Here is a 12,947-nt window from a genome sequence, read left to right as displayed (position 1 = left end):
TGGCGTCATAATGGAAACAAAGAAACTCATATTAATGAACAATAGAAGACAATAAGAATCAAAGTAAATGCAAATGAAAATCAATTCAAAAGAGGCAATGAAAACAAATAACAAATTTCGTGTCTATATGTTAACAATGTTTAACGAAATATATATGGCATATTCAATATAAAAAACATGCTCTCCCCTACCTCTTTATGACTAGTAGACTTTATTTTTCCCAAATAACAACGAGCAACTAAGTACATTAAAAATTTAACTTGATGATTATTAAAGATATCATTTACAACATTTTCAAACATCACCAATTTAAAACAAACTATCTAAATAACAATTCACCCATAGATCCGTTGCTCAAAATCGCTTTATCTAACAGAATAATTCAACTAGAGACTTCATATCTAAACCACCAGTTAAAACTGACCAGGCGATAATATTTTGACATTGTCAAAATAAACAAAAAAATCTAAATATCACTATACAAAATCAACTTGCCGCTACCATTAACATTATCATTAAAACTGCACTCCACTCGGATATCACTCGCATATACCTCGTTTCTAAGATGCTAATTTCAATACGAATTCATTAATTTATAAAAAACAGTTTCACTATTTAACCCATAATTAAACTCAACGAACAAATATTTTCAAAATTATATTGATAGAGATATTTAGTCTGATATAAACTCCGTGCTCAGTTTTAAGACCAGCACCTTCTTCCCTACAAATTAGACAACAATAATTAGGAAGCCTTCATGTTCCGCCCTCTACTATTAATTAAATCCCTAGTATTGGGGAGCTTACTGTGCTCTCTATCATTCTCTACATACGCAGATTTAGAGGAAATGAACCCTTCAGCGAGAGAAAATACTTTAGTGGTTGGTGTTATCAGTTCAAACCCAAAAAAAGCCTTCAAAAGAACACAACCTTTTGCCGACTATCTCGCCAGTCAGTTGGAGCATCACAACATCACTTCAGCTCGGATAGCCGTCGCAAAAGATACGATGCAAATGGCCAACTGGCTGCAAAACGGGCAAGTTGACTTATTGTCTGATACTGCTTTTTCCGCCTATGAATTAGTGAAAGATGTGGATGCTCAAATGCTGGCACGTCGTTGGAAAAGCGGGGTCGCTGAATACTCCACAGTTTTCTTTAGCCATTCCGATAACAACATTCAATCTTTTGAAGACTTAAAAGGAAAAGTGATCGCATTTGAAGACCGCGGTTCAACCAGTGCCTTTATCATCCCTTCGGCATTACTGTTGCAACAAGGATATGAATTGTATGAGTTGTCATCATTGCGTGAGTTGCCGCCCGCTGACAAAATTGGCTACATCTTCGCCGATGAGTTTTCTCGTAAAGGCGGAGAAACCAATATGATGAGCTGGGTACATAGAAAAATCACTGCTGCATCGGCATTCAGTAATTTAGATTGGCAAGAAGAAATTCCTGACCGAATTAAACCTGAGCTCAATATTTTTTATACCAGCCAATCAATACCAAGGGGGATTGTCTTGGCTCGCCATGATATGCCACTAACGCTGAAAAATGATTTAATTACGATTCTTTTGTCTGCCCATAAAAATAAAGCCGGACAACAGGCGCTTGCGGCTTATAAAAAAACCAAAAAGTTCGATGCCATTTCACCAAGTATCAAACAAAGTATTGATCGTGTTGGCGAAATGAAAACGCTATTAAACAGTCATTTAGTCAACTAATTTAGAAGATTCTCAACATAATGAAACTTAAGGCTAAATTGGTTTTTGGCAATACACTTCTGGTGTTTTTGGCGTTGGGCGTTTTATCGCTATCACAATGGCTTGTGTCTAAACACTACGCCGAAGAAATGGTCACAAAATCATCGGCTAATTTGTCAGAACGATTTGTTGAACACGCTTTGGGTCAAGCGGAGCAAACAACCTCATACCTTACAGAAGCACTGATTAATCCGATGTATTTTTTTGATCTTGAAGGTGTCCAGTCATTGCTCAAACCCGCCCTCAAAAATCCGTTGATACAAAAAATCCAAGTTTTTGATAATCAGGGGAAGATCTTTCAGACTGGTGGTCAATCTATCGATCACTATGGGCAAGCGCTTGAGATGCCCGATGTTGAAAAGTACACATTGGAACTTAGACAGCGCTATATTCAGCAAAATGAAACCAATCTTCTCATTGCTAACCCATTGATCTTTAATAATGAGTTACTTGGTGGCTTAGTTATCCAATATTCACTAGAAACTGTATACGTTGATATTGAACGAAACAAGTCCATCATTCTCGGCATCAATGAACTTAGTCAACAATCAAATGCGAGCTTCATCGTCATCATCGCGATAATTATGTGTTTGGTTAGTTTGGTCTTTGCACTCATGCTCGCCAACACTTTGATAAAACCAATTTCAGCACTGGTACAGCACTCCGAACGTATTAGTAAAGGGCAATACTTGCAGCTCAATTCGATCTCACGCTCCGATGAGTTGGGTGAGCTCGCGTTAGCCTTTAATGAAATGGATACCAACCTTAAAGAACGTACTGATGCTATTGAGTTTCTCGCATATAACGACCATTTAACTCAGTTGCCGAACCGAACACAATTCATTCGTTGTTTACAGCGGTTAATTAATTCAAAAAAATCAGAAAAAGACGCCTTTGCGATCTTATTCATCGATCTTGATGAGTTTAAAAAAATCAACGACAACTTTGGTCACCAAGCTGGCGATGAGTTGCTCTGCGAGGTTGCAACCATTATCAACCGACAAGTAAACAAGAGTATCGCGAGCACGAGTTATGATGAACTCGAAAATAGTATCGTCGCGCGTATTGGCGGTGACGAATTTTTGCTATGCCTGCCTCATATAAGAAATTTTGACGCTGCTTCTCAATTGGCCAAGCAATTACTGACCGATCTCAACAGCTCGATATTTCTCCCTAGCCCAAATGAATCCGTCATTATTGGCGCGAGCATTGGTATTGCAATGTATCCTTTTGCTGGCGCGACGCCCGAAGACTTGGTTAAACGTGCCGACATTGCCATGTATGAAGCCAAAGCAAGTGGTCGCGGGACTCACTGCCATTTCACTTGGGAAATGGAACAAGTCGTCTCTAGCCGTAGTGAAATTGAGCGAGATTTACGCCTCGCGGTAACAAACTTCTCTGAATTCGAAGTTTGGTACCAACCCCAAGTTGATCTTCGAACCCAAGAGATCATAGGCGTAGAAGCCCTTTTACGTTGGCATCACCCGACCAAGGGGAGCATTTCTCCTGATAAATTCATCCCGATTGCGGAAGTCACCGGTATCATTCTTCCGCTAGGGGATTGGATAATTGATCAAGTATGCCGAGACATTGCCGCGTGGCAGGATGTTTCGCTGACCGACTCATTCCACGTTGCTATTAATTTATCAGCCAAGCAATTATATGGACAAACACTCCCTGAGTTGATTGCACGGAAATTATCGCAGTACGGTTTACCTTCACATCGCTTGCATATGGAGGTAACTGAAACAGCATTAATGAAAGACAAACAGTGCGCGAAACAGGCTCTAGATAGCCTTCGCGAGATGGGAATTCAGGTATGGCTCGATGATTTTGGTACCGGGTATTCCTCTTTAGGTTATCTCCGAGAGTTTAATATTGACGGTCTCAAAATTGATCGCTGTTTTGTTGCAGATATTGAAAACGAGACCAATGACCGAGCGCTCTGCGCTGCCATAATATCAATGGCGCATGCTCTTGGGGTTAAGGTTGTCGCTGAAGGGGTTGAGACTATTACACAGTCTAACTATCTAAACGATCACCAATGCAATTTTGGTCAAGGCTATTTATTTGCCAAACCTATGCCAGTTCACCAACTAACTGATCGAATACTAGCCAAAGTGTGAGGTATTCATAGCCTCTCTCATACAACTGCCACCACAATAATTCGATAAAAGCAAAAAGGCGAACCTTGCGGCTCGCCTTATCACATGCAGGTTTTGCTTTCCCCAATGAATTAACTTAAGAAAGCCACCAACAATTAAATGCCTGACTTCTCTAGGTAAGAGTTCATCTCTAGTTCTGGCACCATGCCGCCGCCCGTTGCCCAAACTAAGTGCGTTGCGTTTTGCATTTTCGTCTCATCAAACTGCATACGCACTTGGTATGGTTGATCTTTTGATACCACAACCGCGCCCATCATACCTGCCAGTGCTGATGGCTCTAACTTAATGCCTTCTTGCTGATTCAAGATACCCAATTGCAGATACATTGCTTCATCAGTCATGGTGTAATAGCCATCAAGTAAGCGCTCCATTGCGCGACCAACAAAGCCTGATGCACGACCTACCGCTAAGCCATCTGCTGCTGTGATGTTATCAATACCAATTTCTTGTACAGACACTTCATCGTGCAAGCCAGTATGCACGCCCAGTAACATACACGGTGAATGAGTTGGCTCAGCAAAGATACAGTGGACGTTATCACCAAACGCCATCTTCAAACCAAAGGCGACACCACCAGGACCACCACCCACACCACAAGGTAAGTAAACAAACAATGGGTGGTTCTCATCAACTAAGATACCTTGCTCTTCAAACTGCTTTTTCAAGCGCTCGCCCGCAACCGAGTAACCAAGGAACAGCGTTTGAGAATTTTCATCATCGATAAAGAAACACATTGGATCTTTTTCTGCTTCTTTACGACCCTGCTCTACCGCTACGCCGTAATCTTGCTCGTATTCCACAACATTAACGCCATGAGAACGCAGTTTGTTTTTCTTCCATTCACGCGCATCAGCCGACATATGAACCGATACCGCAAAGCCCAGTTTGGCGCTCATGATACCAATTGACATACCTAGGTTACCGGTAGAACCCACAGCAATGCTGTATTGACTAAAGAACTGATTAAACTCTTCACTAAACAGTTTGCTGTAATCATCTGATTGGGTCAGCAAACCCGCTTCTATGGCCAGTTTCTCAGCGTGCGTTAATACTTCATAAATACCACCACGAGCCTTGATGGAACCAGAAATAGGCAGGTGGCTATCTTTTTTAAGCATCAGACGACCAGTGATTGGAGTGCCAAACTGCTGCTCTAGACTCGCTTTCATGTTGCTGATCTCGAATACTTCAGATTCGATAATGCCATTCGTCGCTGCCGTTTCAGGAAAAGCTTTCACCAAGTACGGAGCAAAGCGGCTTAAACGCTGACTCGCATCCTCAATATTGCTTTTTCCTAGACCAACATAAGGTAACGCCTCTTCCAAGCTAGTGATGTTTGGGTTAAACCAGCTGATTTCTTCCAGTGCAATCATCTTGTTTACTAGTGGAAAATCAGTCGTCAGTTTTTGTATATCTAATGTAGTCATTTTTTAGTTACCTTCGTTTAAACCACGTACGACAGAAGGAATGTGCCTGCTAAGGCTACGAATGAAGCTATGAATGTTGCTGTCGTATAATACTTAAAAGTTTCAGTCATGGTGGCGCCGCAATACTGCTTCACCAACCAGAATAGAGAATCTGTGACGATGGTGCAGCCAATCGCACCAGAACCGATCGCTAATGTAATAATTTCAGGGCTAACATCTGGGTAGAGCGACATCATTGGTGCAACAATGGCTGTTGCGCCCATCATGGCAACCGTTGCCGAGCCGACAGCAGCGTGCAGAATGATGGCGACTAGCCATGCCAATAGGATTGGATGCATATCAAGATTAGAGAGAAGCTGGGCTAAGACATCTGCCAGACCACTGGCTTTTAAGACACCATTAAATGCGCCACCAGCACCAATAATCAGCAAGATATTAGCAATCGACGAAAACGCACCTTCGGTTTTTTCGAGTAGTGTTGCCATGCCCATATTTTGCTTAATACCCAGCATGTAGTAGGCAACAAACGCGGCGATGAACATTGCAGTAATAGGGTTACCGATGAATTCCAACGCGGTGTATAGCGCGCTACCATGATCCATATTTAGCTCGGCAGTTGTCTTCAACAGCATCAAACCAATTGGCAGTAGAACGGTAAATAGCGTTGCAGCTAGTGACGGCAGTTCGTCTTCATTCTTTACTTCAAGCGAAGTGAATTCACTCGGTACAGATTTAAATGGTAAGTGTGCACCAATGACCTTGAGGAAAAGTGGACCACCCACTAATGACGCAACTAAACCAATCAACAATCCATAGACAATGACTGAACCAATATCTGCACCCAATTCATTAGTCACAAATAGCGCCGCTGGGTGCGGAGGTACGATACAGTGCACCGCCATTAAAGCCGTACATAACGGAATAGCGAGATTAAGTAATGATGTATTGGTTTTCTTAGCAATAGAAAAGGCTAGTGGGATAAGCAGTACCACTCCCACTTCGACAAAAAGGGTAATACCGCACACTAAACCAACCAGAACCATGATCACTTCTGGAGATAGCCAACGGATTTTTTGTAGCGTGATGCCAATACGCTCTGCTGCACCAGACACTTCCATCATTTTGCCTAGGATAGTACCAAGACCAATCACCGCAGCAAGGAAGCCAAGCGTACCGCCAATACCACCTTCAATGGCACTCACCATCTCTAGCGGTTGCATGCCCATCATGCCACCCACATAGAAACTCGCCATCAGCAAAGCTAGGAATGGGTGTAGTTTAAATTTCACGATCGAGAATACGATCAAGAGGATACTGGAAAGTAGGGTCATGATGACCCAAAGTTGTGACTCCATGTTCAGACCTTATTTTGTTGTTTTATTTGCGGTCAATTAAACGAAGAATCCCCTTCAGTGACAAACGATCAATACTCACCTTCACATGAACTAGATTAAAACAAATGCGTGATCTCACCGCTATTTTTCATATTTAGTGACTTATGGTTAATTAAATTTCACCCTAAAGCCTATAATGCCAAGCTCTAATATCAGGTGAATTCAGCGGATCAAACAAAAATAATGTATACAAAAGATAATATATTCACTCGTAATGAGCGCATTAATAGCTTTCAGCTATCAAAACTGCATACCTTTGAAGTCGCTGCTCGCCACTCTTCTTTTTCGCTGGCTGCTGATGAGCTATCAATGACGCCGAGTGCCATCTCCCATCGAATCAACAAGCTTGAACTGGAGCTTGGAATAGAACTGTTTCATCGCACGCATAGAAAGATCACCTTAACCGAAGAAGGCGAACGCATTTACCAATCATTGACGCGTAGTTTGAATGAGATAAACCAAGAGATATTGGATGTAAAAAGTGGTGATGTCTCAGGCAGTTTGACGATTTACTCTCGCCCTTCATTTGCACAATGCTGGCTAGTACCGAGATTGTACGAATTTAACCAGCGTTACCCTTTTATTGAATTAAAACTACTCACTGGCAATGAGAATATTAACTTCCAAGGTTTCGGAATTGATGCCGCTATTTATTTTGATGAAGGACAACCAGACAATGTCTGGAGCCAAGAGATCATGAATGAAACCAATATTCCCGTCTGCACTGAGCAATATGCCCAGCAGCACTTCTTGTTCAATAAGCCTGAAAACCTCATCAACACCACATTACTACACGATAACCAAGCGTGGGATTACAACTCACACCATGACGAATGGGCTGTATGGGCAAGAGCAAACCAACTCCCTTCCATCGACCATATCTCCAGTATCGCTTTTGATCGTTCTGATTTGGCGGTTATCGCAGCAATGAACCACGCGGGAATTGCTATGGGGCGTTATAACCTAATCAAGAAACGATTGGATTCAGGTGAGCTCGTCGCTCCATTTCCAAATACAGAAGTCACCTGCCAGCAAAAATACTATTTGGTCACACCAAACAAGAAGCACTCACGAAAACTGGCACTCTTTATAGAATGGTTGAGAGAAGGCATAGATACCGATACTGCGAATATCCGATAAATTTAAGAAAGGTCACCAAATGGTGACCTTTTCGTTTGTGGGAAGTATACCCAAATTACTTGAAGATGCAGGTAGGTGGCAAGCGCGAGAATCCCCATGAGCCTAGATAAACTAGTTGATTGGGGGGAAGAAGCGATGCCAACACCTCTGCAACTTCAAGTAGGACGGGTATAATAGACCTTAACCTAAAACATGACGCTGCTGCTCTAGCATTTGGTCCAGTAGCTGCCGTTGAGCATCACTAAGCGGTAATCTTGGCGGACGACAAGCAGAATGACGCTCGTTTAACCCAAGCTTGTATAAACTGTATTTACAGATCTGTGCGGGTTTCCCCTCTTCAAGGAACGCACAGAATGGTTGGATCTGTTGATACTGAGCCCACGCCTTGTCTGTCTCTCCTGACATGATGTAATCATATAGCTTCACCACAGCTCGCGGAGCAAAGTTTGCGCTCATTGAAATCCATGCTCTAGTGCCAAGAGTAAAAGACTCAAATACCATATCTTCCCAGCCACAGAAAATCGTAAACTGTTCAGCGTTAGTACGAGCGCGGATCTCGGTTTGACGGCGAATATTGCCTGACGACTCTTTAATAGCAATCACTCTCGGTAGCTTGGCCACTTTAACGATCGTATCCACATCAATATCAATCCCCGAACTATATGGGTTGTTATAGATCATCACATTGGCGTAAGAGTTATCACTGATGTATTTGTAGAATTCAAATACCTCATCCATATCACAACCTGACGTCGGTGGTGACAGAATCATCATACATGCCGCGCCATGATCATGAGCATGATTAGACAATGCAACTGTCTCTCGGGGGTCCATACTGATAGTGCCAACAACAAACGGAACTCGACCTGCAATCACTTCGGCTCCTGCTTCAACAATGGCTTTGCGCTCATCAACTGACATAGTGGAGTATTCGCCAGTAGCACCACACAAAAGCAAGCCATGAATACCTGCATCGATTTGGTAATTGATTTGCTGCGCCAGTGTTGCGAAGTCAATCTCGCCTTTATCATTAAATGGCGTGGTTAAAACGGTGAAAATACCTGTTAATACTGTCATTATTTTGCCTTAATAATTAGTTTGTTGACTTCGACTTGATTTGTTACCCATTCGCCGTGAGCAAGTTGCTGATAGTCGGCTTCTGATAAGTTAATAATGGGTATAATTTGCTGATAAAAATGTTTGCAAATTAATGGTCCAGTTAATAGCACCGGGTCAGAACGAAGATTAATAATCGCTTTTGGTGCTGTGCCTAAGCGGAGCATCTCCATCAACACTAAACCAGCTCCGCTAGAGCCTTTACCAAAAGGAAAGGCAAATACTTTGTCTTTGATCGACTGACCAAAACAATCATGACGATGATCTGCCACCTTACCAGTCTCAATATCTACGCCGCCAACAAAGGAAATAGCTTGTTGGGAATAAATCAGCTCGGCGTCAAAGTCGCCTTGCAATACAGGGGTATAAGTTAATTCGACCACGGCTTTGCACTCCGATAGACTTTGCCGATAACGGCGGATTCAACACAATCACTGATGCTGCCAAATACAGGGTGAATACCAATTTTGGAATAACAATAATTAGCAAACTTACCGCTGTTGGTCATGATGCTACTGGTATCCCAGTTTTGGATTGGATACTCCATAGTGCAACCATCGCGGAACACCTGTACTCCCAAGTTTTGCAGCCTAGTCAACAAACCTGTCGATTCGATATGCAGATAACTTGCGCGCCCAGTAAATACCCATAAATTGAGGTTGTTAGAAACCTTACGCCCCGCCAGCAATTGCTCAAGTTCGACGAACTCAGCAAACGAGAAATGTGGACAACCAATAGAGATCAAGTCCAACTGCTCACTAGCATCAAAATTATTGAGCTTGGCTTCAGCATCACGTAAGTCATCTACGGTGATCAATCTCTCTTCCAGCGGCGCTTTGCCAGCAAAACACTGATCTAGACTCTGAGCTTCTGGAGTGATCCCTAGCAAATGAAACAGTGCAATACCTCCTGACGAAGCCGCTGTCGCACTAAATTGCTTGAGGGCATCTATCGGTGCCACTAAAGGCATGCCATCCATTGCGAAAATTTTATCGCCAGCGATTTCCCCATGCAGATGACCAAGTAGGTTGTAGAGTGACAACTCACTAAACCAAGATGATTTAATGCTAGCGTCCAAACGGATCAGACCCGTGGCGACCCTATTTTCTGTCATGTGTAACCCAAAATAAGGGACTTTACCGACAATGCCTGCCAATAGTTCAATCGGACCAGCATAGCGGTTGGTGCGCGCCCCTAATATCGAGTTTGTCCAAGCAATCACATTAGACTCAGCAAATGCCACCTGCTCACCAAAGCGTGGTGTAAAGCCTGCCTGATAAGGCGCACACGTCCAGCTACCAGCCGCCCCCATCGCAGTGTGCGACGCTTCAATACGACGAGTCGCACTCGCCCACGAAAGTGGCATTCGTTGCTCTTTGAAGTTGACCATATCCAGTGCGCAAGCATTGGTCGAAGTTGGCACTGAAAAACGCGCACCAAGCTCAGCTAAATGCTCAGCAAACGCAACCTGAGCTTCACCAAAGTAGACCGTGCTGTCATCATGGCAACTGGCGATATCGATAAAGCGTTCAACTTGGTAGGCTTTACCCAAATCGAACAGCACCGCCATCGCTTTTTGCTTAACATCGCCATGCTTACCATCGAGCAACTCTTGTTCGTAATCGGTTAAATACATGATTATTCCTCAACAGTAACTAATGTTGCTTTTGGTTGTTCACCAAATTGTTCTTGATACATCGCACGAGCGCTCTTCACTGCCGCTACGCCGATAAAAAACAACAAGAACATCATTGGGAAGCCAATTAGCGTAAACATTCCGCGGATCCCATCAATACCACCAGTCGCGATGATTAGGTAAGCGATAGTACCAATGGAAACACCCCAAATGATCTTCAATACTTTTGGCGGTTCTTGATCAATCTTAGAGCTCTTAGAGCTCAGGTTTGAGAGCACCGAAGTCATAGGGTCTGCATAAGTGACGATGGAAGTGAACACAGCAAATAAGAACACAGCAATAAACAGCGTTGACATGGGCATGTTATTGAAAATGGCAAATACGGTGTTCTCCATACCATTTTGCTGAATACTCTCCCACATGTTGAACTGACCGCTGCTTTGCAAATCAATGGCGGTACCACCAAAGATGCTGATCCAAATGAAACCAAAAATTGATGGTCCTAAGATTGTCACTGATACAAACTGACGTACCGTACGTCCTTTAGCCAGACGGGCGTAAAAAAGACCAATCAGCGGAGCGACTACAACCATCGAAGCCCAATATTGAACTGTCCAGTTTTTCGCCCACTCATCTTGAGTTAGGGCATTAGTGATACTCGCTTTATCAAAGAATGTATTAGCTAAATCACCTAGGCTGGCAACACCAATATCTAAAATGAAACGAGTAGGTCCAAACAGCAGCATAAACAACGCCATACCAATAAAGATCATGGTATTCAATGAGCTAATTTTTGTTAGACCACTCTTCATCCCAGAGATGGAAGACAACACATAAGTTGCGGTAATGGCAATGGCGATGAACAGCCAAAGAGTCGGTCCTGTTTCCACACCAAATAGGTTATTCAAACCCGATCCTATTTGAAGCAAAGCCCCACCCATTGATGAAGCGACCGCTCCGCAAAGAGTAAAGATACATAAACCATTAACAGCTTTGCCGATCCAACCTTTGTGCTTATCACCAATCAGCCCATACAGCGATGAACTGACAGCAAAACCAACATTCTTGTTGTATGCAACAAAGGCTACCGCCAACGCACCTAATGTGTAGAAACAGTATTGAATGATCGTCCAATGAAACGCAGCTTGAGAGATGGCATTCACGCCCGCATCACGACTAAAAGGCTCATAACCTGTCGCTTGCGCTGGTTCAGCGTAGAAAAACATCGGTTCTCCCATGCCCCAGAACAAAATCCCTGTACCAATACCCGAGCACAAACAGATGGTAAACCACTGCCAATTGCCCAGTTCTGGTTTTGCATCTTGCCCACCAAACTTCATGTCTCCATAGCGTGATAAAAGAAAGAAAAGACAAAGTGCAAAAGCAAATAACCCAGCTAGCATAAATAGCCAACCAAAGTTCTGTGAAATAATATCTAACGAGCTATTAAGAAACCCACCAAATTCACTTGTAAAGAAAATCCCACAGCTAATAAATAAAGTAATGCAAATAAAGCTAGGCCAAAATGAAATTGGCTCAACCGACCTTTTGAATGAGTTCATAAGATCATCCTCACGGCAATTTATTAAAATTAATTAACTAGATAATTTTTTAAATACTAGAACGTTCCAGAAGTAGACCTTCTGGACAAAAGGAGGGGGGGTTATGCAAATGCTAGACAGGCTTGTAGAATCTTATTGGATAAGCTGCAAATCTTTGTTTTTCTTAATGAATTCATGATTAACCCATAGGTAAGACCATAATTATTACCAAAACCATATTACTTATCTAGTTCGAATTTAATGTGATAAATGTCTTAATTGACAATAAACTTAATGACATAGCTCACGTATTAATAAAATGTGGAATTTATGTTCAATCTGATTTCCATACATATTAAATTATCTAACCAGATAATTTAATATCACTATCAATACAATAAAAATAATCTATTAATATGCAATTTGTTCAAGAGACAGTCATATTGATTCGAACTGGGAAATAAAATAAATTTCCCCATTATGTTCAATAACAACAAAAGCATGACTACCTTGCTACGGAAACCAGATTTAGTCACTACAATCAGCAAGTTTACTATCCCTAGCTCCTCCTAGGCGCTAAGCTCCCTAATGCCTTTTAGCCCCCAGCGAAGGCGTTCTACCCTTTACTGTAATTTGAAGTGCTAGCGTTAAAGCTAGATTGACTAATTCAAGGAAATTACGGGGTCTAAGACCGAGTTTGGTCTGCTGATAAGTTCCATTATCAGATATGTTCCAAGGAAAAGAGTTGCCCCCTCTCCTACCTCGCACC

The 12,947-nt window shown here is 42.4% G+C and carries 9 protein-coding genes; 3 read left to right on the top strand and 6 right to left on the bottom strand.

Annotation, left to right across the window (positions count from 1 at the left end):
* Positions 1-757: 757 nt before the first annotated feature.
* Positions 758-1,720, top strand: coding sequence for a phosphate/phosphite/phosphonate ABC transporter substrate-binding protein (locus H2O73_RS09235; RefSeq protein ID WP_182108559.1), 963 nt, complete (start codon positions 758-760; stop codon positions 1,718-1,720).
* Between the two features lie 20 nt (positions 1,721-1,740).
* Positions 1,741-3,885 carry an EAL domain-containing protein gene (locus tag H2O73_RS09230; RefSeq protein WP_182108558.1) on the top strand — a complete coding sequence of 715 codons (2,145 nt, stop codon included), beginning with the start codon at positions 1,741-1,743 and terminating at the stop codon, positions 3,883-3,885.
* A 134-nt stretch (positions 3,886-4,019) separates the two neighbouring features.
* On the opposite strand, the gene dsdA is transcribed toward H2O73_RS09230, so the two are convergent.
* Positions 4,020-5,351 carry a D-serine ammonia-lyase gene (gene dsdA / locus H2O73_RS09225; protein ID WP_182108557.1) on the bottom strand — a complete coding sequence of 444 codons (1,332 nt, stop codon included), beginning with the start codon at positions 5,349-5,351 and terminating at the stop codon, positions 4,020-4,022.
* Positions 5,352-5,368: 17 nt separating this feature from the next.
* A complete protein-coding gene (gene dsdX / locus H2O73_RS09220) occupies positions 5,369-6,706 on the bottom strand; it encodes a D-serine transporter DsdX (protein WP_182108556.1) in 1,338 nt (445 codons plus the stop codon).
* Positions 6,707-6,928: 222 nt separating this feature from the next.
* Between dsdX and dsdC the strand changes: the two genes are divergently transcribed.
* Positions 6,929-7,885 (top strand): DNA-binding transcriptional regulator DsdC, encoded by a 957-nt coding sequence (gene dsdC, locus H2O73_RS09215; protein ID WP_182108555.1) that lies wholly within the window; start codon positions 6,929-6,931, stop codon positions 7,883-7,885.
* Positions 7,886-8,065: 180 nt separating this feature from the next.
* Here the strand turns inward: dsdC and H2O73_RS09210 are convergent, their stop codons facing one another.
* The 4 genes from H2O73_RS09210 to H2O73_RS09195 are packed head-to-tail and all read right to left on the bottom strand — an operon-like array spanning position 8,066 to position 12,199.
* On the bottom strand, positions 8,066-8,962 hold the full coding sequence (locus tag H2O73_RS09210; protein ID WP_182108554.1) for a dihydrodipicolinate synthase family protein: 897 nt from the start codon (positions 8,960-8,962) through the stop codon (positions 8,066-8,068).
* A complete protein-coding gene (locus H2O73_RS09205) occupies positions 8,962-9,384 on the bottom strand; it encodes an aconitase X swivel domain-containing protein (protein WP_182108553.1) in 423 nt (140 codons plus the stop codon). Before H2O73_RS09205 ends, H2O73_RS09210 begins: the two co-directional genes overlap by 1 nt.
* Positions 9,372-10,637 carry an aconitase X gene (locus tag H2O73_RS09200; protein ID WP_182108552.1) on the bottom strand — a complete coding sequence of 422 codons (1,266 nt, stop codon included), beginning with the start codon at positions 10,635-10,637 and terminating at the stop codon, positions 9,372-9,374. Before H2O73_RS09200 ends, H2O73_RS09205 begins: the two co-directional genes overlap by 13 nt.
* Before the next feature lie 2 nt (positions 10,638-10,639).
* Entirely contained in the window at positions 10,640-12,199 is a 1,560-nt protein-coding gene (locus H2O73_RS09195; protein WP_182108551.1) for a BCCT family transporter, read from the bottom strand.
* Between the last annotated feature and the right edge of the window lie 748 nt (positions 12,200-12,947).

The sequence above is a fragment of the Vibrio marinisediminis genome (assembly GCF_014050145.1).
In the GTDB taxonomy this organism is placed as follows: Bacteria; Pseudomonadota; Gammaproteobacteria; order Enterobacterales; family Vibrionaceae; genus Vibrio; species Vibrio marinisediminis.
This window is presented reverse-complemented; position numbering and strand designations above follow the sequence as displayed.

Coding starts and splice junctions, on each gene's coding strand:
- dsdX (WP_182108556.1), bottom strand. CDS start 6,706: ATGGAGTCACAACTTTGGGTCATCATGACCCTACTTTCCAGTATCCTC.
- H2O73_RS09230 (WP_182108558.1), top strand. CDS start 1,741: ATGAAACTTAAGGCTAAATTGGTTTTTGGCAATACACTTCTGGTGTTT.
- dsdA (WP_182108557.1), bottom strand. CDS start 5,351: ATGACTACATTAGATATACAAAAACTGACGACTGATTTTCCACTAGTA.
- dsdC (WP_182108555.1), top strand. CDS start 6,929: ATGTATACAAAAGATAATATATTCACTCGTAATGAGCGCATTAATAGC.
- H2O73_RS09235 (WP_182108559.1), top strand. CDS start 758: ATGTTCCGCCCTCTACTATTAATTAAATCCCTAGTATTGGGGAGCTTA.
- H2O73_RS09195 (WP_182108551.1), bottom strand. CDS start 12,199: ATGAACTCATTCAAAAGGTCGGTTGAGCCAATTTCATTTTGGCCTAGC.
- H2O73_RS09210 (WP_182108554.1), bottom strand. CDS start 8,962: ATGACAGTATTAACAGGTATTTTCACCGTTTTAACCACGCCATTTAAT.
- H2O73_RS09200 (WP_182108552.1), bottom strand. CDS start 10,637: ATGTATTTAACCGATTACGAACAAGAGTTGCTCGATGGTAAGCATGGC.